Consider the following 25,265-nt stretch of genomic DNA (forward strand, 5'->3'; position numbering starts at 1 on the left):
CACGCGAGCCTACAGAAGAGCGCGGGCCCGCCCGGTGAAGGCGGACCCGCGCTCTGCGGTGTAGGTGGACCGGGTGTTACGCGGTCGCGGCCTCAGTGGCCTCGGCCTCCGGGGCGGCCTCGAGGGACACCTCGTCGACGTTGACCACGCGACGGTTGCGCTTGGTGGAGAAGCGCACCTCGCCGGCCTTCAGGGCGAAGAGCGTGTCGTCGCCGCCGCGGCCGACGTTCTCACCGGGGTGGAACTTGGTGCCGCGCTGGCGGACGAGGATCTCGCCGGTGTTGACGAGCTGGCCGCCGAAACGCTTGACGCCGAGGCGCTTGGCGTTGGAGTCACGGCCGTTGCTGGAGCTGGAAGCACCCTTCTTGTGTGCCATGTGGAATTCCCTCCTTCGCGGGAAAGTTTGCGCGCTCTGGGCGTCTTACTTGATGGAGTTGATCTTGAGGACGGTCAGCTTCTGGCGGTGACCGACGCGGCGCTTGTAACCGGTCTTGTTCTTGTACTTCATGGTCTTGACCTTCGGGCCCTTGGTCTGCTCGACGATCTCGGCGTCAACGCTGACACCCTCGAGCTCGGAGGCCTTGGCCTTGACGTCGGCGCCGTCGACGAGCAGAACCGGGGAGAGAGCCACGGCCGCGCCCGGCTCACCCTCGATCTTCTCGACCTTGACGAGGTCACCTTCAGCGACCTTGTACTGCTTGCCGCCGGTCTTGACGATCGCGTACATAGGCGGGCTACCCCTTTAAAAATCTCGAATCTCGGTTCAGGATCCCGTCGACGGGCCTGACTGGTACATGATGTGGTTCTGGTGCGCCGGACCCTCCCGTGCGAAGGGCGCGGAAAACCCGCGCGGGGCCGAAAAGCCCGTCCGGAGCAGCGACTGTCAAAGGCTACCCCAGGCACACGCGAAAAGACAAACCACGTTCCGCCCGGGATACGCCCCGGCTAGCCGCGTCGACGCGTCGCGCGCCGGCGCCCGCGGCGCCGTCCGTGCTGCGCGCCGGAGTCCCGGCGGGCCTCCCCGCGGGCCGGTTCGGCCTTCCGCTTCGGCTCGGTCTTGTGCTCCGGCTCGCGCCCGGTGCGGCGCGTGGTGCGGCGCACGGCCCGGCGACTGCGGCGGCCACGACGCCCGCGGACGACCGTCGTCTCCGTGGACTTCGCGGTCTCCGCGGCGGAGTCCCCGGCGTCGGAGTCGGCATCCGAGTCGCGCCCGGCGTCGTACTCGGGCTCGCGGTGCTCCGGCTCGGTCTTCTTCTCGAAGTCCTCCCGGCGCGGCCGGTGGTCCGAACGCGAGTTGCCGCGGGTGCGGCGCTTGCGGCGCGGGGACTTCTCGAACTCCTCGAGGGCGGATTCGTAGTCCGCGCCCGAGGGCTCGTCCGGGTCCTCGGCGTCGGCCTGGCTCAGGGCGTGGTCGACGATGCGGGTGATCTCCTCGACGCCCGCGTCACCGCGCTCCTCGTTCCGGTCCTCGCCGGAACGCTCGCGGCCCCGGCCCCGGCCCCGACCGCGCCCACGGCGGCCGCGCCGGCCGCGACGGGCCCGCGAACCGCGGCCCTCGCGCTCCTCGTGCGAATCCCGCGAGTCCTCCTCGGGGGCCTCGTCGCCGCCGGCCACGACGCTGGCGGCCAGCTTCTCGAGCTCCTCGTCGGAGGCACGCCCCGCGCCGCGCCCACGGCGCCGGCGCGACGGTCGTCCCTCGTGCGCGGCGTCGTCAATCTCCTTGGAGTCCTTCTCCTTGGAGTCCTTACGGTGCGAGTCGCCGGAGCCCTGGCCCTTGTCGCGGTCGTGGCGGCGGCGACGGTCGCGCTCCTCGTGGCGGCGCGCCTTCTCGTCCTCCTCGACCGGGTCCTCGTGCAGGATGATGCCGCGGCCGTCGCAGCACTCGCAGCGCGTGGAGAAGGTCTCCAGCAGGCCGGTGCCCAGGCGCTTGCGGGTCAGCTGGACCAGGCCCAGCGAGGTGACCTCGGAGACCTGGTGGCGCGTGCGGTCGCGGCCGAGCGCCTCGGTCAGGCGGCGCAGCACCAGGTCGCGGTTCTCCGGCAGCACCATGTCGATGAAGTCGACGACGATCATGCCGCCGATGTCGCGCAGGCGCAGCTGGCGGACGATCTCCTCGGCGGCCTCGAGGTTGTTGCGGGTGACCGTCTCCTCGAGGTTGCCGCCGGAGCCGGTGAAGCGGCCGGTGTTGACGTCGATGACGGTCATCGCCTCGGTGCGGTCGATGACCAGCGAGCCGCCGGAGGGCAGGAAGACCACGCGGCCGAGCGCCTTCTGCAGCTGCTCGTCGATGCGGTGCACCTCGAAGGCGTCGCGGTTGCCGTGCTCGCGGCGGTCGAAGCGCTCGAGGCGGTCCTCGAGGTCCGGGGCCACCGAGTGCACGTAGTTCTGCACGGTGTTCCAGGAGCGCTCGCCGTCGACGATCAGACGGGTGAAGTCCTCGTTGAAGAGGTCGCGGACCACCTTGACCAGCATGTCCGGCTCCTCGTAGAGGGTCACCGGGCGTGAGCCCTTCGAATTCTTCTCCCGCTTGGCGGCCTCCTGGATGTCCTCCCACTGACGGTGCAGGCGGCGCACGTCGGCGGCGATGGCCTCCTCGGGCACGTTCTCCGCGGCGGTGCGGATGATCGCGCCGCCGTGCTCGGGCATGACGTGGCGCAGAATCTGCTTGAGGCGCTTGCGCTCGGGCACGGGCAGCTTGCGGGAGATGCCCGCGCTGCGCCCGCCCGGCACGTAGACCAGGAAGCGGCCGGCCAGCGAGATCTGGGTGGTCAGGCGCGCGCCCTTGTGGCCGACCGGGTCCTTGGTGACCTGGACGACGATCTGGTCGCCGGACTTCAGCGCCTGCTCGATGCGGCGCGAACGCCCGCCGAGGCCCGCGGAGCGCCAGTCGACCTCGCTGGCGTAGAGCACGCCGTTGCGGCCCTGTCCGATGTCGATGAAGGCGGCCTCCATGCTCGGCAGCACGTTCTGCACACGGCCCAGGTAGAGGTTGCCGATGATCGTCGACTGCGTCTCCGAGGTCACGAAGTGCTCGACGAGCATCTCGTCCTCGAGCACGCCGACCTGCACCACGGTGCCCGGGTGGTCGCTGCGGGTGCGCTCGCGCACGACCATCTCGCGCTTGACGGACTCGCGCCGGGCCAGGAACTCCTCCTCGGTGAGCACGTGGCGGCGCTGGCGGGCCTCCTCGCGGCGCTCGCTGCGGCGGCGGCGCTTCGCCTCCAGCCGGGTGGATCCCTTCAGCGCCACCGGCTCGTCGGGCAGCTCGCCCTCGGACTCGTCGAGCGCGTGCTCGACGGCGCTCTCCGCGTGCGGGGCGTGGGCGTCCGCGTCCGTGACGGCGTCGTCGTGGCCGTCGTCGCTTGCCGACGTCGCACGGCGCCCGCGACCGCGGCCGGTGCCGCGGCGGCCGCGGCGACGGCGCGAGGAGCGGCGGGAACGCGGGGCGTCGTCGTCCTGGCCGGCGTTGTCCTCGGTGTTGTCCTCGGAGTCCGAGTCGGGGTCGTTGTCGGCGGAGTTGTTGTCCGAGTCGTCGGAGATGTCCGCCTCCTCGCCCGGGGAGAGGAAGACCGGCGAGTCCGCGTCGCGGGCGGTGGCCTTGTCCTTGAGCTCGTCGTCGACCTTGCGCTCGATCTGGTTGATCTCGTTGGCGACGTTGTTCTCCACCTGGACGCGGATGTTCGCCAGCTCGGCGTCGTCCCGGCCGTCGGTGCTCTCGGCGTCGGAGGCGGCGGAAGTGTCTGCGGCATCGGCGGCGGCCTCGGTCTTCCCGGAGTCGGCAGCCTGGTCCTCGGCCTTCTCCTCGGCGGCCTCAGGCTTGCCGGCCTTCCTGGTCCGCTTGGTCCTCCGGGTCCGCTTGGCCTTCTTGGGCTCCTCGGTCTTTTCAGCCTTTTCAGCCTTCTCGTCCTTCGCGGACTCCTCGGCTGCGGGCGCAGCGGCGGCGACCGCGTCGAGGACGCGGTCGGCCTCCTCGCGGAAGAGCGAGGACTGGGCGACCTTCTTCAGACCCAGCTCGGCCAGGGCGGCGACGAGCTCACGCGAGGAGAGCCCGATCATCTTGGCCAGGGCGTGGACGCGGGTCTTTTCCCCCAGCTGCGAGCGGTCCAGGCGCGCGGCCAGCGTCGCGTTGGCCTCCGGGACCGACACGGTCTCGGCGGCCTTCTTCGACGACTTCCTCGCGCCCTTCTTCGGGACGTCCTTCCCGGCCTTCGACTTCGAGGCCTTCTTCGTGGTCGTGCGGGTGGCCTTGCGTCGGGTCTTCTTCGCCGGCTTCTCGGCCTCCGCGGTTCCCGCGGCCTCCTCGGTGGTGGGCGCGGACTCGGCGGCGGTCGTCTCGGCGGCCTCGCCGGCGGGGCGCTTCACGGAGCGCTTGCGGGTGCGCTTGGTCGCACCGCGACGGGTGCCGGCCGACTTCTTCTCCCCGGTCTGCTCCGGGGCCTGGTTTTCCGCGGTGTCCACGGCTTCTTCAGTTTTCTTCTTCGGGCTCTTGGCCACGGGAATGTCTCCTTGTGCTCTGACGGTCGCTCGGCGCGCGGGTCCGCGGGGCCCCGCCCCGGGCGCAGACGGTCCACCTGGACCGCCGCCGCCGCTCGGGACGCGGGACCCCGGCCCGGGCGTCTCCTCTGCAGGGGAGGGCCGACCGTGGGCGGGTTGTTTATGAGTCTGTGTGGCGGGGCCGTGCCCCGCGTGCGGCGGGGCACACCCGCCTCGCCCACCATTCTGACACACGCCCCGGCGTTTGGCCGCGGGGCGCGGCCCGGTGCGCGCCGTGATCCCCGGCGCTACCCTGGCGACGATGAACAACGAGCCCGCCCACCGCACACCCGGCACTCCCCCGGCCCTGCCGCAGGCGCTCGCCCCCTCGGCTGCGGTGACCTCGATCTTCGCCGTCGGCGCCGGGGTGTCCACGGCCGCGATGCACCTCGGGGCCTCGGTGGTGGCGTTCAGCGTGCTCGCCGTGATGCTCATCGCCGTCTACCTGACCGAGCCGAAGGCCCTCGCCGACGGCGAGGGCTACGACGTCAAGACGCTGGCCCCCACCGACTTCAACGGCAAGGCGTTCCTGCTGCCCGCCGCGGTCACCCTGCTCGGCCCCGCCGTCGGCCAGCTGGTGCCCGTCGGCGCGCTCGACCTGCCGCTGTGGGTACCCGCCGCGGGCCTGGGCGTGGCCTCCGGGGCGGCCGCCGCCCTCGCGCTGCGCACCGGCTACCGCCGCAAGAGCCGGGCGGGGAAGCGCCGGCTGCAGGCCATCGTCGCCGCCAGCGACATCGCCGACGTCACCGACGCCCGCCTGCGCGCGGCCGAGGCGCACCTCGACGTGCTCGGCACCCTGGTGCGCCTCGGCGCGGTCGACGGCATCCGCGTGCGCACCTGGCTGCTCGGCCGGGCCCTCGGGATCGCCGAGGAGGACTCCGCGGAGGCGCTGGCCCCCGCCCTGCGGGCGCTGCGCGGCGAGGGGCTCGTCGCGACGTCGGACATCGACGCCGGCGACCGGCGCGCCGAGGTGTTCGTCGAGCTGACGCGCACCGGCGCGCACACGCTGCACGCGCTGCACGAGGGGCGCTGACGCGCCGACGTCGACCACCGGGGCGTCGGAAATTGTGGGCGAAAGCACACATGGACCTGTTTGCGCCCCATAGGCTCGGGGCATGGCAGACGAATCGTTCTTCGTGCGCACCGGCGCGCGCACCTTCGAGCCGACCGCGCACGCCGGTGGCGCCTGGTCCGACGAGGACCACCACTTCGCCCCGCTGGCCGGGCTGCTCGTCCACGAGATGGAGAACGCGCGGCGCGACGGCGCGCCGGACCAGCTCGCGCGGGTGAGCTTCGACATCCTCGGGCGCCTGCCGTTCACCGGCTTCGGGGTCGACGTCGAGGTTCTCCGCCCCGGGCGCACCATCGAGCTGGTGCAGGCGACGATGACCAGCGGGGGCCGGCCGGTGCTCACCGCACGGGCCTGGTACCTGGCGGCCTTCGACTCGAGCACGGGCGCCGGGGTCGAGGAGGCGGCGATCGAGCCGCCGCACGTGGGAGAGGAACGCGACATGACGGCGACCTGGCCGGGCGGGTTCATCGCCCAGATCGTCTCCCGGCAGGTCTCCACGCCGCGCCCCGGGGCCTCGACGACGTGGATCACCTCCCCGAACACGCTGGTTGCCGGGGAGAAAAGCCACGACGTCGCCGAGTTCATCGCCCGCGTCGACGCGGCCAACGGTGTCGCGCCGCGCGGTGAGCCCGGCGAGTGGGCCTTCCCGAACGTGGACCTGACCGTGCACCTCTTCCGCCGCCCGGACCCGGAGTGGACGGGGCTGGACACGACGGTCTCCTGGGCCCAGACGGGGTGGGGCTGACCAGCTCGGTGCTGCACGACGTCCACGGCCCGGTCGGCCGGGCCAACCAGTGCCTGACGGTGCGCAGGGCGTGACGGCGCAGCAGACATGACGGCGTGCAGGGCATGAAAAACGCCCCCGCGTCAGGCGGGGGCGGTTCAGGTGCGGATCAGAGGTTCGGGAACCAGATGCCGATCTCGCGCTCGGCGGACTCCGGGGAGTCCGAGCCGTGGACGACGTTCTCGGCCACGGACAGGCCGAAGTCGCCGCGGATGGTGCCCGGGGCGGCCTTGGAGACCGGGTCGGTGCCGCCGGCCAGCTGACGCCACGCCTCGATGGCGCGCTCGCCCTCGACCACGCCGGCGATCAGCGGCGCGGAGGTGATGAAGTCGACCAGCTCGCCGAAGAACGGCTTGTCCTTGTGCTCCTCGTAGTGCTTCTCGGCCGTCTCGCGGTCGGTCACGCGCAGGTCGAGGGCGGCCAGCTTGAGGCCCTTGGCCTCGATACGGGAGATGATCTCGCCGACGAGGCCGCGCTGGACGCCGTCGGGCTTGATGAGGATGAGGGTGCGTTCAGTCATGGCCGACACCCTACCGGAGCACCCCCTGACCCGCCGCACCCGGAGGCGCGCCCGGACCCGTGCGGTCCCCCGGATTGGTGGGAACCTCACAGGTGCCTCACAAGAATTCGTCGGGGCTTAACCCTGCGGTAACCCCGGCGTGATCTCCTGCTGAACATGACTCTCATTTCTTCCCCGAAGCGCCACGCGACCGCCGGCGTCACCGCCCTCGCCCTCGCCCTCGGCCTCGCCGTCGTCCCCGCCGACGCCCAGGAGCGCGCCGGCGGGATCACCCACCGCGCCGCGGACCTGATGATCACCCCCGGCCCCGACGAGACCAGCCTGAACCTGTCCTGGCGCAGCTCCGCCACGGGCACCGAGTACGTCCAGATCGCCCCGGCCGGCGAGGACCTCGAGTCCGCCGAGCAGGTCCCCGCCGAGCAGAAGCTGAACTCGCGCGTGGGCCAGTCGCGCACGGCCACCGTCACCGGCCTGAAGCCCGACACCGCCTACACCTACCGCGTCGGCAGCGAGGCCTCCGGCTGGAGCGAGCCGGCCGAATACACAACCGAGTCCTTCGACGGCGCCTGGAACTTCCTCTACGTCGGCGACCCGCAGATCGGCGCGAGCGGCGACGCCGCCGCCGACGGCGAGCAGTGGCGCACCACCGTGGACACGATGACCTCCGCGCACCCGGACGCCTCCTGGCTGCTCTCCGGCGGCGACCAGGTCAACGTGTTCAGCTTCGACGAGTACGACGAGTTCCACAGCCCGGAGCAGCTGCGCAGCCTGCCGTCCGCGACGATCATGGGCAACCACGAGGTCTTCGCCCCGCAGCTCTTCGACGAGCAGTTCAACATGCCCAACCGGGCCCCGGGCTCGGCGCGCAACTACTACTTCGAGCACAACAACGCGCTCGTCGTCGCCCTCGATTCGAACGTGACGGGCGCCCAGCAGATCCAGAACAACGTCAACTACCTGCGCGAGACCGTCACCGAGCACGGCGCCGACAAGGACTGGGTCATCGTGACCTACCACCACGCGCCGTTCAGCCAGGCCTACCACTACTTCGACTCGGACGTCACCGCCCAGCGCGAGGCCTACGCGCCGGTGCTCTCCGAGCTCGGGGTGGACCTGGTGCTCAGCGGGCACGACCACATCCACACCCGCACCCACCTGATGGAGGGTTTGGAGCCGGTCGTCCCGGAGGAGGCCGCCGGCCCTGGTGACAGGCTGCACCCCGAGGAGGGCCAGACGCTCTACCTGACCGGCAGCTCCTCGAGCGGCTCGAAGTTCTACGACCTGGCCGGCCCGACCCGCTCCGACCGCCACAAGGGCATCACCCGCGAGGAGGCCGCCGAGCAGGGCCTGCCGCACGAGTCGACCGCCTGGTGGGACCAGGACTACACCCCCGACTACACCAACATCGAGGTCGACGACGACACGCTGAAGGTGACCACCCGCAACGTCGAGGACAGCTCGCTCGTCGACGAGTTCACCCTCGACCACTCGGACGAGCCCGAGGAGCCGGGTGAGCCCGGCGACAACGGCGACGGGGGCGACGGGGGCGACCAGGGTGGCGACGACAAGCCGGGCAAGCCCGGTGAGCCGGGCGCCGACGGCTCCTCCGGTTCCTCGGGTTCCTCCGAGGGCGGCATCATCGCCGCCGGCGTGCTCGGCGGGATCACCCTGTTCGGCCTGATCGGCGCGATCGCCGCCGTGCTCGGCCACCCCGGCACCCTGGCCGACATCGACGCGCGCACCCGCGAGTTCCTCGCCCGCCTGGGCCTGGTCTAGCGCGCCCTCCGGCCGGGCAGGTGGTCAGCGCCCGCCCTGCTCGCCGGAGTAGGTGCCGTCGGAGTAGAACTCGGTGCCGTCCTCGAAGCCGATGTGCACCGTGGAGTCCAGCGGCTCGCGCGCCAGAAAACGCTGCTCGAGTTCGTCGATCTCCTCACGCTTCTCCCCCACCTTCTCCCGGACCTCCTCGAGGCTCGACCCCTCGATGTCCCAGAAGTACCTGGCGCTGTGTTTGTCCGTGAGCAGGTAGTAGAACGCCCGGTTGTAGGTCTCGTCGACGGTCTGCCCGTCGGGGCGTAGAGCCACAGCTCCCCGGAGGCCGCCAGCGCCCGGTAGTGCTCCCACTTGTCGTCGAGGTACTGCAGCTCCGCGTCGTACTCGGGCAGGTCCTGCGCGTGGAGCGTCGTGGTCGGTGCCGTGGTCTCGGTCGTGCGCTCCGGCGAGAACGTCGCCGTCGCCGAGGTCGACGTCGTCGAAGACAGCGCCGAAGACGGCGAGACCCAGATCAGCGGCGAGCTGGTGGGCGCCGTGGTCTCGGGGGCGCCGACGTTGAAGCGGCTCCAGCTGACCCAGCCGAGGACCCCGACGATCGCGAGCACCGCGACGACGCCGACCGCCAGCACGGCGATGACGCCGGCGCCGGGCCCGCCGGGCTGCCCCTCAGTGGCCGGGGCCCCGCCGTCGGGTCCGCGGAATTCGTTCTCGGCCGACATGGTCCCGCCGTCCTCTCGCCGTGGTCTCTGATGCGGGCGGCTGACGGAGGAGACTGTCGCCCGGCAAAAGAATAACTCCCGGTTGGTGACCGGGGGTACAGTTCCGCGTGCGGGACCTCGGCGCGGGTGCCGCGTCTACATGTGCTGGGTGGTCAACAGCCCCCGCCGCATGCGCTCGATGAGGTTGGAGCGCAGGTAGAGGATGTAGGCCCACACGGCGATGAACAGCAGCGCGACGATGCCCATCGACGGGTGGATGAGGAAGCCCGCCAGGGCGACGACCTGCAGCACCACGACCGCCGTCGTCGCCCAGCTGTAGCGCTGCAGGAAGGCCAGCACCAGGAAGGCCAGCGAGAGCACCGTCACCGAGACCCAGTTGACGGTGGTCCAGTAGGCGCCCCCGTCGACGCGCAGGATGACGGTGAGCACCAGCGCGAAGCTGATCGCCTCCATGACCAGGGTGCCGGCCATCACGCCGCGCAGGCCCTTGAGCGGGTCCTTCTCCGGGGCGTGTCCGGGCCCCAGCGGGCCGTACTCGACCCCGGCGGTCTCGTTCGCGGGCCTGTCGCTCACGCGGGTTCCTTTCCGAAGAGGGTGCGGGCCTCACCGGCGGTGACCACCGAGCCGGTGACGATGACGCCGGAGCCGGACTGCATGTCGGCGTCCTCGGCCAGTTCGAAGGCCAACTCTACCGCCCCGGGAAGGGCGGCGGCGACGTGCACGCGCTCCTCGCCGAAGATCTCGCGGGCGATCTCCGCCAGCGACTCGGCGTTCAGCGCGCGCGGCGAGGTGTTGGCCGTGCACACGATCTCGCTGAGGTGCGGCTCGAGCTCGGTGAGGATCCCGCGGACGTCCTTGTCCGCCAGGATGCCGACCACGCCGATGAGGCGACGGAAGTCGAAGTCGCGCTCGAGCGCCGCGCCCAGGGCACGCGCACCGTGCGGGTTGTGGGCGGCGTCGATGAAGGTCGTCGGCGTCGAGCGCACCCGCTCGAGGCGGCCCGGCGAGGTGACCGGGGCGAAGCCGCGACGCACCGTGTCCTGGTCGAGCTGGCGGCCGGCCCCGGCGCCGAAGAACGCCTCGACGGCGGCCAGGGCGACCGCGGCGTTGCGGGTCTGGTGCTCGCCCGAGAGCGGCAGGAAGATGTCGGTGTACTCGCCGGCCAGGCCCCGGATGGTCAGGGTCTGCCCGCCGACGGCCACGCCGGCGGACTCCACGCCGAACTCCACGCCCGCGCGGGCCACGGCGGCGTCGACCTCCACGGTGCGGCGCAGCAGCACCTCCATCGCCTCGGGCTCCTGCTCGGCGAGGATCGCGATGTTGTCCGGCGGGGTCAGCAGGTCGTCGGTGTCCCAGCGGGACTTGATGATCCCAGCCTTCTCCCCGGCGATCTCGCCGACGGTGTCGCCGAGGTACTCGGTGTGGTCCAGGCCGACGGGCATGACGACGGCGACCTGGGCGGAGACGACGTTGGTGGCGTCCCAGCGCCCGCCCATGCCGACCTCGACGACGCCGACGTCCACCGGCGCGTCCGCGAAGGCGGCGTAGGCCATGGCGGTGAGCACCTCGAACTTGCTCATCGGCACGCCGAAGCGCTCGTCGACCATCTCGACGTAGGGCCGGATCTCCCGCCAGGTCTCGACGTAGCGGCGCGGGTGCACGGGCACACCGTCGATGGCGATGCGCTCGGTGACCTGCTGCAGGTGCGGGCTGGTGGTGCGCCCGGTGCGCCGGTGGAAGGCGCGCAGCAGCGACTCGACCATGCGCACCACGGAGGTCTTGCCGTTGGTGCCGGCGACGAGGATGACCGGGTAGGCGTTCTGGGGCGAGCCCAGCAGATCCATCAGGGCCTCGACGCGCTCGAGGGTCGGGTCGATCTTGGTCTCGGGCCAGCGCTGGTTCAGCTCGGCCTCGACCTCGGCCAGGGCGGCGAGGTCCTCCTCGGTGACGGGTTCCTCGATGGCGACGTCCTCGGCGGGACCGGCCTCCTCGGCCATGTCGATCGGCAGGCTCAGGCCCGTCTCGTCGAGGTGCACGCCGGCCGAGGCGTCGGCCCCGGCGCCGAGGTTCTCCTCGGCCTTCTCCAGGCGGTGCAGCTCCTCGGCGGTCAGCGCCTCGCCGGCGAGCATCGCCTCGGCGAGCTCGGCGTCGCTGCGCTCACGGGCGCCCGCGGCGCCGGGCGTCGAGCCCGACGCGGCGTCGTCAATCGAACCGTCGTCTGCCATCAGTTCATCGCCTCCAGACGCTGACGGATGCGGGCGACCTCCTCCTCGGCGATCACGCGGCGCTCGCGGATGCCGTTGACCACCTTCTCGGGGGCCTTGTCCACGAAGTTGGGGTTGTTGAGCTTCTTGGCCGTGGTCTCGAGCTCCTTCTCGGCCTTGGCCAGCTCCTTCTCCAGGCGCTTGCGCTCGGCGGCCTTGTCGACGGTGCCGGAGGTGTCCAGCGCAACCTCGACGGTGGCCTGGTTGAGGCGCACCTCAACCGAGGCGGAGGCGTCGAAGTCCTCGCCCGGGGCCTCGACGCGGGCCAGGGAGCGGATCAGGTCCTCCTGGTCGACCAGGTCGGCCGCCGCGAAGTCGAGGCGGGCGGGCACCTTCTGGGAGGGCTTGACACCTTGGTCGGAGCGGAAGCGGCGGATCTCGGTGATCAGGGTCTGCGCGTCGGCGATGCGGCGGGCGGCGACCTCGTCGGTGGTCGCACCGCCGTTGGTGTCGGCCACGCCCGGCCAGGAGGCCTTCATCAGCGACTCCTCGCCGGTCAGCGCGGTCCAGAGCACCTCGGTGACGAACGGCATGGCCGGGTGCAGCAGGCGCAGCAGCACGTCGAGGACGCGGCCCAGGACGATCTTGGTGTTCTCGCCGACGACGTTGGCGCCGTCGCGCGGGATCTGGGTCTTGGCGATCTCGAGGTACCAGTCGCAGAACTCGTCCCAGGCGAAGTGGTAGAGCTCCTCGTTGGCCTTGGCGAACTGGTAGTCGTCGAAGTAGGCGTCGACGCGGCCGCGGACCTCCTCGAGGCGGTCGAGGATCCAGCGGTCGGCGTCGGTGAGCACGTCGCGGTCCGGCAGCAGGTCGACGTGCGCGCCGTTCATCAGGGCGAAGCGCGCGGCGTTGAAGAGCTTGGTGGCGAAGTTGCGCGAGCTCTGCGCGTGGTCCTCGCCCACCGGCAGGTCGACGCCGGGGTTGGCGCCGCGGGCCAGGGTGAAGCGCAGGGCGTCGGCGCCGTAGCGCTCGACCCAGTCCATCGGGTCGATGCCGTTGCCCAGCGACTTCGACATCTTGCGGCCCTTCTCGTCACGGACCAGGCCGTGCAGGAAGAGGTCGGTGAACGGGATCTGCGGGCGCCCCTCGGTGCCCTCGCCGAGGATCTCCGGGGTGATCTTGGCGGCGAAGGTGCCGAACATCATCATGCGCGCCACCCAGAAGAACAGGATGTCGTAGGCGGTGACCAGCACGGAGGTCGGGTAGAACTTGGCCAGCTCCGGGGTGGAGTCCGGCCAGCCCATCGTGGAGAACGGCCACAGCGCGGAGGAGAACCAGGTGTCCAGGACGTCCGGGTCCTGCTCCCAGCCCTCCGGCGGGGTGTCGTCGGGGCCGCAGCAGACCATCTCGCGGTTGCCCTCGGCGTCGGCCGGGCCGTACCAGATCGGGATGCGGTGGCCCCACCACAGCTGGCGCGAGATCGTCCAGTCGTGCATGTCGTCGACCCAGTCGAAGTAGCGCGGCTCGAGGTTCTTCGGGTGGATGGTGGTGTCGCCGGAGCGCACCGCGTCGCCGGCCATCTTGGCCAACTCGTCGACCTTGACGAACCACTGCAGCGACAGGCGCGGCTCGATCGGCTCGCCGGAGCGCTCGGAGTGGCCGACGGAGTGGACGTAGGGGCGGACCTCCTTGACGATGCGCCCCTGCTCGCGCAGCGCCTCACGGATCGCGTCGCGGGCCTCCTCGCGGGCCAGCCCGTCGAAGCGGGTGCCGGTGCCGTTGATCTTGCCGTCCTCGTCGATGACCTGCGGCATGGGCAGGTCGTGGCGCAGGCCCATCGCGTAGTCGTTCGGGTCGTGGGCCGGGGTGATCTTTACGGCGCCGGTGCCGAACTCGGGGTCGACGTAGTCGTCGGCGATGACGGTCAGCGTCAGGTCGTCGCGGAAGGGGTGCGGGAAGGTCTGGCCGACCATGTCGGTGTAGCGCTCGTCGTCGGGGTGGACCGCGACGGCGACGTCGCCGAGCATCGTCTCGATACGCGTGGTGGCGACGATGATGTGCGGCTCGGCGTCGTTGAGCGAACCGTAGCGGAAGCTGACCAGCTCGCCCTCGACGTCCTTGTAGGTGACCTCGATGTCGCTGACGGCGGTGCGCAGCTCCGGCGACCAGTTGACCAGGCGGTTGGCCCGGTAGATCATGCCGCGGTCGTAGAGCTCCTTGAAGATGGTCTGCACGGCGCGCGACAGGCCGTCGTCGAGGGTGAAGCGCTCGCGCTCCCAGTCGACGGAGTCGCCGATGGCGCGCATCTGCCTGAGGATGCGCCCGCCGTACTGCTCCTTCCACTCCCAGACCTTCTCCACGAACTCCTCGCGGGTGTAGTCGTGGCGGGTCTTGCCCTCGGTCTCGGCGAGCATTCCCTCGACCTTGGACTGGGTGGCGATGCCGGCGTGGTCCATGCCGGGCAGCCAGAGCACCTCAAAGCCCTGCATGCGCTTGCGGCGGGCCAGACCGTCCATGAGGGTGTGGTCCAGCGCGTGGCCCATGTGCAGCTGGCCGGTGACGTTCGGCGGCGGCAGCACGATGGAGAACGCCGGCTTGTCGCTGGCTGGGTCGGCGTGGAAGTAACCGCGGTCCTGCCAGCGCTGGTAGAGCTCGCCCTCGTGCTCCTTGGGGTCCCAGCTCTTGGGCAGCAGGTCGGCGCGGTTGTCGGTGTGTGCGGCGTTCTGGTCAGTCACAGCGACCCATCATAGCGGCCGGGTGCGCGCGTTAACGCGCCGGTCGGCGCCGCCGCGCGTGTGCGTGTGGCCCGTGATTGACGACGCTCGCGCATGACCCCTGCCACTGCGCACGTGCGGCGCGGGCGGGGTCACGTAAATACCACAGGTGACTTCACCACGCGCGGCGCCCACCCGTAACGGGGGTAGGGTGGCTCCTCGTGACTGAATCGTCGATGAAGAGGGAAGAAAACAAGGCACAGAACCCGGGTGCTCATCTGCCGGCGGTGGCCAAGCACGACCCGAAGTGGGTCAGCGTGGTGGGCACATCGCGGCGGTACAACCGCAACCTCATGCTCGTGGTGCCGCTGATCGCGCTGGCGATGTCGCTGATCCAGGTCAGCTCCGTCAACGTCGCACTCAGCTCGATCGCCACGGCCACGGGGGCGACCTCCACGGAGCTGCAGTGGATCCTGTCCGGCTACGCGCTGGCCATCGGTGTCGCGCTCGTGCCGTCGGGGCGCCTGGGCGACCTGATCGGGCGCGCGGAGCTGTTCACGGTGGGCATGGTGTTGTTCACCCTGGCCTCCACCGCCTGCGGCCTGGTCAGCCACGCCGGCGTGCTCAACGTGCTGCGCGTGCTGCAGGGGCTGGCCGCGGGCGTCTTCTCCCCGCAGATCACCGGCATCATCCAGCAGTACTTCCGCGGCCAGGCCCGCGCGAAGGCCTTCGCGCTCTTCGGCTTCGTCATCTCGGTCTCCGTGGCGCTCGGCCCGGTGATGTCCGGCGTGCTCATCCAGCTGCTCGGCGGCCAGACCGGCTGGCGCTCGACGTTCCTGATCAACCTGCCGCTGGGCGTCGCCGGCGTGGTCGCGGCGCTGCTGTGGCTGCCCTTCGGCGCGGAGCGGCGCCGCCGCGACGCGGGCAAGGGCTCGCACCTGGTGGCCCGCCGCATCGACCTGGACCCGGTGGGCACCGTGCTGCTCGTGCTCACGGTCGTGATGATCATGCTGCCCTTCGTAACCCGCAACCACCCGATGATATGGCTGCTGCTGCCGACGGCCCTGTTCACCGGCGTCTGCTGGGTCCTCTGGGAGCGCCGCTACGCCGCGCGCGGCGGGGACCCGATGGTGGACCTGCGGCTGTTCACGCTGAGCTCCTTCAGCTACTGCAACGCCGTGGCCGCCCTGCAGTTTCTGGGCATCACCTCGGTCTTCGCGCTGGTGGCGATCTACCTGCAGCAGGGCCTGGGCCGCTCGGCGCTGCTGGCCGGCGTCATCGGCCTGCCCAACGCGGCGGCCTCGGCGGTCTCCTCGCTGTGGTCCGGAAAGTACGCCATCAACTACGGTCGCGGCCTGCAGGTCTTCGCCGTGGGCATGATGGCCCTCGGCGTCAGCCTCGCCGCCGGCGCGGCCCTCATGGTCCCGCAGGGCTGGTCCGTGTGGTGGATGGCCGTCGGGTTCGGCGTGCAGGGCATCGGCCAGGGCATGATGGCCTCGGTCAACCAGACCCAGGCGATGCTCGACGTCCCGCCGGCCCAGGGCGGCGTGGCCGGCGGGGTGACCCAGACGGTGCAGCGCATCACCACCGCCATCGGCAACGCGATGATGACGGGCATCTTCTTCGCCCTGGCCGCCGGCGCGGACGGCGCCGCGGCGGGCGCGGCCGAGTCCGTGCGCGCCTGGTCGGACGCGATCGCGGTGGCCTACCTGACCATCGGCGCGATCATGGTGGTCTGCCTGGGCGTGGCCGTGGCCTATTGGCGCACCGGCCGCCGCGGCGGCAACCACCGGGCCGTGACCGCCCGAGCGGAGTAGCCGGCTCCGGGAGCGGGGCCCGGGGCTAGCGGCCGACGGTCGCCTCGACCACGCCGTCGACGCCCTCGACGGCGATGCGCACCGTGGCGATGCCGTCGGGGTCGACGGTGACCGTCTCCTCGACCAGGGGGCCGGGGCCGTCCGCACGCCGTTCGACGCGCACCTGGGCGAGCTGCGCGGTGTCGGCACCCGAGAGCGCCGGGTCGAAGGGGACGGTGACCTCGGCCAGGAGGCTCAGGTCGCCGGGGGCGCCGTGCTCGGCGTCGAGGGCGGAGTACTCCACGTAGCGGAAGACGCCGACGTTGTGGGCGGCGCGGTAGCGGCGGGTCACGCGCACGAAGCCGTCCTCGTCGGCCTCCAGGCCGGGGGCGACCAGCGGGTCGAAGCTGACCGCGCGGCCGGCGTCGGTCTCGCGGAAGACGCCGATGCCGCGGGCCATGCGGTCGCGCAGGGCGTAGTCGGAGTCAGGGTCGGCGGCGATGCCCAGGCCGACCGCGGTCGAGGCCGTCGGTAGCGGGGAGCGGTGCACACGCCGGCCGAAGCGCTCGCGCAGCATGCGCGGCACCAGGGGCAGCGCGCTGGCGCCGCCGACGAGGTAGACGCCGGCGATGTCGGTGTCCGTGAGCGTCTCGTCGGTGCCGACGATCGGGGCGAGTACCTCGAGGGTGCGCTCCACCAGCGGGGTGGCCCGGGCGTAGAAGTCCTTGACGGGCACCACCGCGACGTCCTCGTCGTCGCCCTCCCCCAGGTCGAGCACGATGCGGCGGGTCTGCGGCTTGATCTGCTCCTTGGCGGTGCGCGCCTCCTCGAGCAGGCGGGTGCGCACGCGGCGGCCCATCGCGTCGCCGTCGCGGCCGGCGATCTCGAGGGCGCGCCCGAGCAGCGCCTCGTCGAAGTCGTCGCCGCCGAGGCGGTTGACGCCGAGGGAGTGCTCGACGTGGTGGACGCGGCCGTCGATACGCAGCAGGGTGGCGTCGAAGGTGCCGCCGCCGAGGTCGTAGACGATCACGGAGCTGCGCCGGCTGTTGAGCGTGGTGCCGTGGCGGTGGGTGTACTCGAAGGCGGCCGCCGAGGGCTCGTTGACCAGGCCGATGACCTCGGCGCCGGCGCGGGCGAAGGCGTCGATGGTCAGCAGCCGCTGCGCGCTGCCGGCGTGGGCGGGCACGCCGAGCATGATCTCGGGCGCGGCATCCTCCGGCTCGCCGGCGAAGCGCTGGTGGGCGCGCAGCGTGGCGACGACGTCCGCGGCGAAGGCGGCGAGCACCTCGCCGAGCGGGCGGGTGGTCGAGCCGATGCGCACCGGGGTCTGCTCGGTGGTGTGCTCCCCGCCGAGCAGGCGCTTGAAGGAGCGGGCCTGGGCCGTCGACTCCGAGAAGACGGCCTCCCAGCCGGTGAGCAGCCCGCCGGCGCCGTCGAGGGCGACCACCGACGGCAGGTAGTCGTGCGAGTCTCCCGCCGGGTCCACGACGGGGACGACGGGATAGTTGCCGCGGTCCACGACGGCGGCGACGGTGCGGGTGGTTCCGAAATCAACCCCGAATCTCATGGCCCAAAGGCTATCCCGCGTCGTCGGCCCTGACCCGCCGACGCGCCCGGGGCGCGGGGGTCCAGATACGCCACACCCCCCGCGGGATGTGCCTGCGGGGGCGTGTGCGGGACCGGCGGTGAGACCGGTCACGGCCTCGGGGCGGCTGTGCCGCGCCCGGACTAGAGCAGGTCGGCGACGGCCTCGCGCTCGGACTTGAGCTCCTCGACGCCGGCGGCGATGCGCTCGCGCTGGAAGTCGTTGAGCTCCAGGCCCTCGACGAGCTTGAACTCGCCGTTCTCGGAGGTGACGGGCTGGCCGAAGACCAGGCCCTCCTCGATGCCGTAGGAGCCGTCGGACGGGAAGGCGGAGGTGACCCACTTCTGGGTGCCCTGGATCCAGTCGCGCATGTGGTCCACGGCGGCGGAAGCGGCCGAGGCGGCCGAGGACTTGCCACGCACCTGGATGATCTCGCCGCCGCGCTTGGCCACGCGCGGGATGAACTCGTTGAGGTACCAGTCCCGGTCGACCAGCTCGGAGACCGGCTTGCCGTCGACGGTGGCGTAGGTGATGTCCGGGAACTGCGTGGAGGAGTGGTTGCCCCACACCACGACGTTCTCGATCTCCTCGGTGCCGCAGCCGATCTTCTCGGCCAGCTGGGACAGGGAGCGGTTGTGGTCGAGGCGCATCATGGCGGTGAAGCGCTCGGCCGGCACGTCCGGGGCGGCGTGCTGGGCGATCAGGGCGTTGGTGTTGGCCGGGTTGCCGACGACCAGGACGCGGATGTCGTCCGCGGCGCCGGCGTTGATGGCCTTGCCCTGCGGGCCGAAGATCTTGCCGTTGGCGGCCAGCAGGTCGGAGCGCTCCATGCCCTTGCCGCGCGGCTGCGCGCCGACGAGGAAGGCGGCGTTGGCGCCGTCGAAGGCCTTCGTGGCGTCGTCGGTGATGTCGATGGACTTCACCAGGGGGAAGGCGGAGTCGTTGAGCTCCATGGCCACACCCTGGGTGGCCTCCACGGCCTGCGGGATCTCGAGCAGGGACAGGGCGACCGGCTGGTCGGGCCCGTAGACGTCACCGTTGGCGATGCGCCACAGCAGCGAGTAGGCGATGTTGCCGGCGGCGCCGGTGACTACGATCTTCTTCGGCTGGTTGGTCATGAGTGTGTGGATTCCTTTCGGTAGGCGTCCGGTACCGGGCACGCCCGTCTGTTTCTGGTTCTCAGTCTTCTTCCGTGGGATGTGCCGGTACTCCCCAACAACAATAGCCTGAGACCACACATCCGGACACCGCCGACGACCACCCCCGAATTGGTAGTGGGGAAGTCCATTCTGTCCCGTTTTCCTAGTATGAGGCTTGGTTGACACCGTTGGTACTGCCCCCGCGCGTATTTCCGTTTCGGGCCTGACGTGGGCACAGTCGTGGCGGGTCAGACGAACCGCAGCACCCGAGGCCCGCACGAGCGGGCGGAATTGATCCCGGCCCGGAAGGAAGTGGACTGCCCCGATGGCATCAGACGCATTCCGCGACACAGACAGCCCCGAGCCGCGTACCGATAAGCCCGTCGACGGGGAGACGGCCGGCCACGGGGACAACCAGTCCACCGGCCGGGTCATCGAGGTCGCGCTCGAGCGTTTCTCCCGCCTGCCCTTCTCCGAGGCCAAGCTGGACACCATCGCGCGCAACGCGGGGATGTCCAAGCGCATGATCCACTACTACTTCGGTGACAAGCGCGGCCTCTACCAGGCGGCGCTGACGGAGGCGGTGCGCCTGCTGCAGCCCGCCGAGGAGGCGATGCACGTCGACTCCGCCATCCCCGTCGAGGGAGTGAGCACCATCATCGACGCCCTCCACGAGCAGTTCCTGGCCCACCCCGAGGCCGTGAAGATGATCCAGATGGAGAACGTCCAGCGCGTGCTGAACCTCTCGGAGCTCTCTCCCCTGGTCGACCACACCCCGGTCCTGCTCAACCTGGACCGCCTGCTGCTGCTCGGCCAGGACTCGGGCGCCTTCCGCCCGGGCATCTCGGCCTTCGACGTCTACTTCCTCGTCTTCGCGCTGCTCGCCCGCCGGGTCACCGACCAGGCCACGGCGCTGAACCTCTACGGCGCGGACCTGTCCACCGAGCGCAACATCACCGGCACCCACCGCATGGCGGTCGATGTGGTGCTGGCCTTCCTCACCGCGAACATCCCCGACGACGGCCACGAGTCCTACCTCGACTCCTCGGCCTCGCCGGCCGGCGGCGAGCAGGACGCGGGCCCGACCCCGTCCATCTACGGCGAGGACGACTCCTCCTCGTCGGTCATCTACGGGTGACGCTCCAGCTGCCGTCAGCGGGAGAGCCGGAAAGCCGGTCGCACGGGGGTAGCGGTCAGGCAAAGACATTTACACATGAATGAATGAGACGGCCGTCGCGGGTGCGACGGCCGTCTCATTCTTTCGGGGGTCTGTGCGGCGGCGACCCGCTAGGCGGAGCGCTCCTCGGCGGTGGTCTCGACCTCGAGGCCGACCTCGCCGCGTACCATCTCGGCGGTGACGGTCACGCGCCCGGCGTCGGCGCGGTCCGGGATCTCGAACATCACCGGGACCAGCAGCTCCTCCATGATCGCGCGCAGGCCGCGGGCTCCGGTGCCGCGCTCGAGGGCCTTGTCCGCGATCGCCTCGAGGGCCTCGTCGGTGAACTCGAGCGCGACGTCGTCCATCGCCAGCAGCCGCTGGTACTGCTTGACCAGCGCGTTCTTCGGGCGGGTGAGCACGGCGACCAGCGACTCGCGGTCGAGGTTGCGCACGGTGGCTACGACGGGCAGGCGGCCGATGAACTCGGGGATCAGGCCGAACTTGACCAGGTCCTCGGGCCGGACCTCGGCGAAGATGTCCTTGGACTCGCGCTCGGAGGCGGTCTCGATCTCGGCGCCGAAGCCGAGGCCCTTCTTGCCCACGCGGTCCTGGATCACCTTGTCCAGGCCGGCGAAGGCGCCGGCGACGATGAACAGGATGTTCGAGGTGTCCAGCTGGATGAACTCCTGGTTGGGGTGCTTGCGCCCGCCCTGCGGCGGGATCGAGGCCACGGTGCCCTCGAGGATCTTCAGCAGCGCCTGCTGCACGCCCTCGCCGGAGACGTCGCGGGTGATAGAGGGGTTCTCCGACTTCCGCGAGATCTTGTCCACCTCGTCGATGTAGATGATCCCGCGCTGGGCGCGCTGGACGTCGAAGTCCGCGGCCTGCAGCAGCTTGAGCAGGATGTTCTCCACGTCCTCGCCCACGTAGCCGGCCTCGGTGAGGCTGGTCGCGTCGGCGATGGCGAACGGGACGTCGAGAAGCCGCGCCAGGGTCTGGGCGAGGTAGGTCTTGCCCGAGCCGGTGGGCCCGAGCATGAGGATGTTGGACTTCGCGATCTCGACGTCGTCGTCATCGTCGCGCAGGGAGCGCCCGGCCTTGGCGGCCTTGTCGGCCTCGCGGATGCGCTTGTAGTGGTTGTAGACGGCCACCGCGAGGGTGCGCTTGGCCTCGTCCTGGCCGATGACGTACTCGTCGAGGAACTTCGCGATCTCGCTGGGGCGGGGCAGGCGCGGGGTCTTCTCCTCGTCGGCCGCGGCCTCGGCACCGATCTCCTCCTCGATGATCTCGTTGCACAGCTCAATGCACTCGTCGCAGATGTACACACCACCGCCGGCGATGAGCTTGCGCACCTGCTTCTGAGTCTTGCCGCAGAAGGAGCACTTGAGCAGGTCGGCGCTTTCTTGCATGCGTGCCATAAGCCGGTCTACGTCTCACTTCGTGTCGAGGAAAGGGGTCATCCGCGGCGCGGGGACACCGCCCCCACGCCGCGACTTCACCCCCACTTTAGCGGCACTTCGCCACCGGCCTCGAACGCGCAGCGCGTGGCGGTTCGACGGGGCGTGACGGCCCTCCCGAGCGGGGGTGGACGGCCTCAGGCGAGACCCTCGGCGACCTCGAAGGAGGCGTCGGTGAGCTCGCGGACCTCGTCTACGGTCACGCCGTCGGCGCACTCGACGAGGGTCAGGCCCTCGAGCGGGTCCACGGTGAAGACGGCGTGCGAGCTGATGATCATGTCGACGCAGCGCGAGCCGGTCAGCGGCAGCACGCAGCGCTCGAGGATCTTCGAGGTGCCCTTCTTGGTGACGTGGTCGGTGACGACGATGACCTTCTTGGCGCCGTGCACCAGGTCCATCGCCCCGCCCATGCCGCGGACCATCTTGCCGGGGACCATCCAGTTGGCCAGGTCGCCGTGGGCGGAGACCTCCATGGCACCGAGCACGGCGACGTCGATGGCCTTCGAGCGGATCATGCCGAAGGAGTCGGAGGAGGCGAAGAAGGAGCCGCCGGGGTTGACGGTGATCGTCTCCTTGCCGGCGTTGATCAGCTCGGGGTCGACCTCGTCCTCGGTCGGGTACGGGCCGACGCCGAGCACACCGTTCTCGGAGTGGATGACGACCTCCACCCCGGGCTCGATGAAGCCGGGGATCAGGGTGGGGATGCCGATGCCGAGGTTGACGTACTGGCCGTCCTCGAGCTCCCGGGCCGCACGCGCAGCCATCTGTTCGCGGTTCCAGGTCACTTGCGCACCGTCCTGTTCTCGATTCCGGTCTCCTGCGGGCCGACGACGACCACCCGGTCGACGTAGATGCCGGGCACGTGGACCTCGTCGGGCGCGACGGCGTCGACGAGCTCCTCGACCTGCACGATGGTCACCGCCGCGCAGCGGGCGGCGTCCGGGTTGAAGTTGCGGGCCGTCTCGTGGAAGACGAGGTTGCCGAAGCGGTCGGCCTTGGCCGCGTGCACGAGGGCGAAGTCGGCGGTGATCGCCTCCTCCAGCACGTAGAGCTCGCCGTTGAACTCGCGGGTCTCCTTCGGCCTGGAGGTCTCCGCGACCGCGCCGTCGGAGGCGTAGCGCACGGGCAACCCGCCGTCGGCGAGCTGGGTGCCCACGCCGGCCTTGGTGTAGAAGGCCGGGACGCCGGCACCGCCCGCGCGCATGCGCTCGGCCAGGGTGCCCTGCGGGGTGAACTCCACGGAGAGCTCGCCCTCGAGGTAGCGCCGGGCGTACTCGCGGTTGGAGCCGATGTAGCTGCCGATCGAGCGGGAGATGCGCCCGTCCTCGAGCAGCAGGCCCAGGCCGAAGCCGTCGGTGCCCAGGTTGTTGGAGATGACGGTCAGGTCACCGGCGCCGGTGTCGGCGAGGTGCTCGCGCAGCGCGTCGATGAGGCGGGCCGGGATGCCCACCAGACCGAAACCGCCGACGGCGATCGCCGCACCCGAGTCGATGTCGTGCACCGCGTCACGTGGTGAGGAAACTGTCTTGTCGATCATGCGGCGGAGTGTACACTCAAGTTCACGCAATGCACATGAGTTCGCATTGCGAACGCCGCGACACCCCCGCCGACACCCCGCGACGATCGGCAGACAGAGGAGGAAACCACCAATGACCAGCACTTCCGGCGAATCGGCGCCCCAGCCCGTGCAGTCACTGGTGCGGGGGCTGGCCGTCATCCGCACCTTCGACGCGACCCGGCCGCGGCAGACGCTCAGCCAGGTCGCCGAGGCCACCGGGCTGGCACGGGCCACGGCCCGTCGTTTCCTGCACACCCTCGTCGGCCTGGGCTACGCCGCCACCGACGGCACCGAGTTCTGGCTCACCCCCAAGATCCTCGAGCTCGGCTACAGCTACATGTCCGGCCTCGGGCTGCCGGCCATCGCGCAGCCGCACCTGGAGGCCTGCTCCCGGGACCTCGACGAGTCCTGCTCGATGGCCGTGCTCGACGGCGCGGAGATCGTCTACGTCAACCGCGTGCCGGTCCGCCGGATCATGACGGTCTCCATCACGGTGGGCACCCGTTTTCCTGCCCACGCCACCTCGATGGGCCGCGTGCTCCTCGGCGCGCTCGACGACGACGAGCTCTCCCGGCTCCTGGCCGCCGAGCCGCCGCACCGCATCACCGGCCGCACGACGGTCGACACCGACCGGCTCATCGCGGAGATCGGCCAGGCGCGGGCCCAGGGCTGGAGCCTGGTCAACCAGGAGCTCGAGGCCGGCCTGCGCTCCCTGGCAGCGCCCGTCACGGACGCCGATGGACGCGTGGTCGCCGCCGTCAACGCCTCGACGCAGACCGCCACCCGCGACCTCGACGAGCTGCACAACCGATTCCTCCCGAGGCTGCGCGAGGCAGCCCGCGCCATCAGTGCCGACGTCGCCGTGGCCGGGCGGAGCTGACCGAACCCGGCCGCGCGAAGCGCCCCCGGAAAAAGACCCAGCACGACCGAGAACCCCGAGATCCAGGAGAAGAGATGACCGACACCACCGCTTCCACCGCCACTCCCCGCCCCGACGACGTCGTCCTCTGCGCTCCGCTGCGCACCCCCGTGGGCCGCTACGGCGGCGCCTTCAGGAACGTGCCCGTCCAGGACCTCGCCGCGACCGTGGTCCGCGCGATCCTCGAGCGCACCGGGCTCACCCCGGAGGACATTGACGACCTGATCCTCGGCCAGTCCTCCCCCAACGGCTCCGCCCCCGCCCTCGGCCGCGTCGTCGCCCTCGACGCCGGCCTCGGCGAGAAGGTCCCCGGCATGCAGCTCGACCGGCGCTGCGGCTCCGGCCTGCAGGCGGTCGCCACCGCCGCGGCGCACGTGGCCACCGGCGCGGCCGACCTGATCATCGCCGGCGGCGCCGAGAGCATGTCGCGCACCGAATACACCGTCTCCCCCGACGTCCGGTGGGGCGTCAAGGGCGGCGACCTCGAGCTGCGCGACCGGCTCGCCGAGGCCCGCGAGGCCGCCGGCGGGCGCAACCACCCGATCCCGGGCGGGATGATCGAGACCGCGGAGAACCTCCGCGCCGAGCACTCCATCCCGCGCGAGTTGCAGGACGCGCTGGCCGCCGAGAGCCACCGCCGCGCCGTGGCCGCCCAGGAGGCCGGGACCTTCGACGCCGAGATCGTGCCGGTGACCGTCCCCCAGCGCAAGGGCGACCCCGTCGTCGTCGACCGCGACGAGCACCCACGCGCCGACAGCACCCCGGAGAAGCTGGCGAAGCTGCGCCCCGTGCGCGGCAAGGTCGACGAGGCCGCCACCGTCACGGCGGGCAACGCCTCCGGGCAGAACGACGGCGCCGCGGCCATGGTCGTCACCACCCGGGCCCGCGCCGAGGAGCTGGGGCTTGCCCCCGCGGCCGCGCTGCGCGGCTGGGCCGTGGCGGGCGTCGCCCCCGAGACGATGGGCATCGGCCCCGTCCCGGCCACCGCCAAGGTCCTCGACCGCCTCGGGCTGGCCCTGGACGACATCGACCTCATCGAGCTCAACGAGGCCTTCGCCGCCCAGGCCCTCGCGGTCCTGGACGAGTGGGGCGTGAGCGCCGACGACCCGAGGCTCAACCCGTTGGGCTCGGGCATCTCGCTCGGCCACCCGGTCGGCGCCACCGGCGCGCGCATGCTGGTCACCGCCTGCCACGAGATGGCGCGCACCGACGCCCACCGTGCGCTGGTGACCATGTGCATCGGCGGCGGGCAGGGCCTGGCCGCCGTGCTCGAGCACGAGACCGCCGACGCCGGGAACTGAACCGGCACCACCTGAAACCTGAAAAGCCCCACAGG

At 71.2% G+C, this 25,265-nt stretch carries 21 protein-coding genes; 8 read left to right on the forward strand and 13 right to left on the reverse strand.

Annotated elements, in window-relative coordinates; genetic code table 11:
* Nucleotides 1-76 precede the first annotated feature (76 nt).
* The 3 genes from rpmA to QP119_RS02725 form a co-directional block, all read right to left on the reverse strand.
* Nucleotides 77-376, reverse strand: coding sequence for a 50S ribosomal protein L27 (gene rpmA / locus QP119_RS02715; RefSeq protein ID WP_075664361.1), 300 nt, complete (start codon nt 374-376; stop codon nt 77-79).
* Nucleotides 377-421: 45 nt separating this feature from the next.
* Nucleotides 422-727, reverse strand: a complete 306-nt coding sequence (gene rplU, locus QP119_RS02720; RefSeq protein WP_284773518.1) for a 50S ribosomal protein L21 — start codon at nt 725-727, stop codon at nt 422-424.
* A gap of 218 nt (nt 728-945) precedes the next feature.
* On the reverse strand, nt 946-4,056 hold the full coding sequence (locus QP119_RS02725; protein WP_423777746.1) for an Rne/Rng family ribonuclease: 3,111 nt from the start codon (nt 4,054-4,056) through the stop codon (nt 946-948).
* 739 nt (nt 4,057-4,795) lie between these two features.
* Between QP119_RS02725 and QP119_RS02730 the strand changes: the two genes are divergently transcribed.
* Together QP119_RS02730 and QP119_RS02735 are read left to right on the forward strand one after the other, a co-directional pair.
* The gene (locus QP119_RS02730) at nt 4,796-5,566 is read left to right on the forward strand and encodes a hypothetical protein (RefSeq protein WP_284773519.1); all 771 of its coding nucleotides are present in this window, start codon (nt 4,796-4,798) and stop codon (nt 5,564-5,566) included.
* A gap of 82 nt (nt 5,567-5,648) precedes the next feature.
* On the forward strand, nt 5,649-6,350 hold the full coding sequence (locus tag QP119_RS02735; protein WP_284773522.1) for a thioesterase family protein: 702 nt from the start codon (nt 5,649-5,651) through the stop codon (nt 6,348-6,350).
* 148 nt (nt 6,351-6,498) lie between these two features.
* Here QP119_RS02735 and ndk read toward each other — a convergent pair whose 3' ends face one another.
* A complete protein-coding gene (gene ndk, locus QP119_RS02740; RefSeq protein WP_284773523.1) occupies nt 6,499-6,909 on the reverse strand; it encodes a nucleoside-diphosphate kinase in 411 nt (136 codons plus the stop codon).
* A 156-nt stretch (nt 6,910-7,065) separates the two neighbouring features.
* Between ndk and QP119_RS02745 the strand changes: the two genes are divergently transcribed.
* Nucleotides 7,066-8,685 carry a fibronectin type III domain-containing protein gene (locus QP119_RS02745; protein WP_284773525.1) on the forward strand — a complete coding sequence of 540 codons (1,620 nt, stop codon included), beginning with the start codon at nt 7,066-7,068 and terminating at the stop codon, nt 8,683-8,685.
* Between the two features lie 24 nt (nt 8,686-8,709).
* On the opposite strand, the gene QP119_RS02750 is transcribed toward QP119_RS02745, so the two are convergent.
* Entirely contained in the window at nt 8,710-8,991 is a 282-nt protein-coding gene (locus QP119_RS02750) for a hypothetical protein (RefSeq protein ID WP_284773527.1), read from the reverse strand.
* Between the two features lie 99 nt (nt 8,992-9,090).
* Here QP119_RS02750 and QP119_RS02755 point away from each other — a divergent pair, with 99 nt between their 5' ends.
* A complete protein-coding gene (locus QP119_RS02755; RefSeq protein ID WP_284773528.1) occupies nt 9,091-9,429 on the forward strand; it encodes a hypothetical protein in 339 nt (112 codons plus the stop codon).
* A gap of 104 nt (nt 9,430-9,533) precedes the next feature.
* Here QP119_RS02755 and QP119_RS02760 read toward each other — a convergent pair whose 3' ends face one another.
* The 3 genes from QP119_RS02760 to QP119_RS02770 form a co-directional block, all read right to left on the reverse strand.
* Complete coding sequence (locus QP119_RS02760) at nt 9,534-9,971, reverse strand: DUF4233 domain-containing protein (protein ID WP_284773530.1); 438 nt, start codon at nt 9,969-9,971, stop codon at nt 9,534-9,536.
* Entirely contained in the window at nt 9,968-11,527 is a 1,560-nt protein-coding gene (gene folC, locus QP119_RS02765) for a bifunctional tetrahydrofolate synthase/dihydrofolate synthase (RefSeq protein ID WP_423777747.1), read from the reverse strand. Before folC ends, QP119_RS02760 begins: the two co-directional genes overlap by 4 nt.
* 95 nt (nt 11,528-11,622) lie before the next feature.
* Nucleotides 11,623-14,337 (reverse strand): valine--tRNA ligase, encoded by a 2,715-nt coding sequence (locus tag QP119_RS02770; RefSeq protein WP_284773532.1) that lies wholly within the window; start codon nt 14,335-14,337, stop codon nt 11,623-11,625.
* A 200-nt stretch (nt 14,338-14,537) separates the two neighbouring features.
* Here QP119_RS02770 and QP119_RS02775 point away from each other — a divergent pair, with 200 nt between their 5' ends.
* Nucleotides 14,538-16,133, forward strand: coding sequence for an MFS transporter (locus QP119_RS02775; RefSeq protein WP_284773533.1), 1,596 nt, complete (start codon nt 14,538-14,540; stop codon nt 16,131-16,133).
* Nucleotides 16,134-16,158: 25 nt separating this feature from the next.
* Here the strand turns inward: QP119_RS02775 and QP119_RS02780 are convergent, their stop codons facing one another.
* Both QP119_RS02780 and QP119_RS02785 read right to left on the reverse strand, forming a co-directional pair.
* Nucleotides 16,159-17,679 (reverse strand): Hsp70 family protein, encoded by a 1,521-nt coding sequence (locus QP119_RS02780; RefSeq protein ID WP_284773534.1) that lies wholly within the window; start codon nt 17,677-17,679, stop codon nt 16,159-16,161.
* Between the two features lie 161 nt (nt 17,680-17,840).
* Nucleotides 17,841-18,815, reverse strand: a complete 975-nt coding sequence (locus tag QP119_RS02785; RefSeq protein WP_284773535.1) for a malate dehydrogenase — start codon at nt 18,813-18,815, stop codon at nt 17,841-17,843.
* A gap of 346 nt (nt 18,816-19,161) precedes the next feature.
* On the opposite strand from QP119_RS02785, the gene QP119_RS02790 reads away from it, so the two are divergent.
* A complete protein-coding gene (locus QP119_RS02790) occupies nt 19,162-19,974 on the forward strand; it encodes a TetR/AcrR family transcriptional regulator (protein ID WP_284773537.1) in 813 nt (270 codons plus the stop codon).
* Between the two features lie 149 nt (nt 19,975-20,123).
* Here QP119_RS02790 and clpX read toward each other — a convergent pair whose 3' ends face one another.
* From clpX to QP119_RS02805, 3 genes are all read right to left on the reverse strand, one after another.
* Nucleotides 20,124-21,413, reverse strand: coding sequence for an ATP-dependent Clp protease ATP-binding subunit ClpX (gene clpX / locus QP119_RS02795; protein WP_284773539.1), 1,290 nt, complete (start codon nt 21,411-21,413; stop codon nt 20,124-20,126).
* A 176-nt stretch (nt 21,414-21,589) separates the two neighbouring features.
* On the reverse strand, nt 21,590-22,237 hold the full coding sequence (locus tag QP119_RS02800; protein WP_284773541.1) for a 3-oxoacid CoA-transferase subunit B: 648 nt from the start codon (nt 22,235-22,237) through the stop codon (nt 21,590-21,592).
* The gene (locus QP119_RS02805) at nt 22,234-22,989 is read right to left on the reverse strand and encodes a CoA transferase subunit A (RefSeq protein WP_284773543.1); all 756 of its coding nucleotides are present in this window, start codon (nt 22,987-22,989) and stop codon (nt 22,234-22,236) included. The genes QP119_RS02800 and QP119_RS02805 overlap by 4 nt, the downstream gene beginning before the upstream one ends.
* A gap of 112 nt (nt 22,990-23,101) precedes the next feature.
* On the opposite strand from QP119_RS02805, the gene QP119_RS02810 reads away from it, so the two are divergent.
* The gene (locus QP119_RS02810) at nt 23,102-23,890 is read left to right on the forward strand and encodes an IclR family transcriptional regulator domain-containing protein (RefSeq protein ID WP_284773544.1); all 789 of its coding nucleotides are present in this window, start codon (nt 23,102-23,104) and stop codon (nt 23,888-23,890) included.
* Nucleotides 23,891-23,964: 74 nt separating this feature from the next.
* Nucleotides 23,965-25,230: an acetyl-CoA C-acetyltransferase gene (locus QP119_RS02815; RefSeq protein WP_284773546.1), complete on the forward strand. Its 1,266-nt coding sequence runs from the start codon at nt 23,965-23,967 to the stop codon at nt 25,228-25,230.
* Nucleotides 25,231-25,265: the final 35 nt, after the last annotated feature.

Source organism: Corynebacterium frankenforstense (genome assembly GCF_030211955.1).
GTDB classification, from domain to species: domain Bacteria; phylum Actinomycetota; class Actinomycetes; order Mycobacteriales; family Mycobacteriaceae; genus Corynebacterium; species Corynebacterium frankenforstense_A.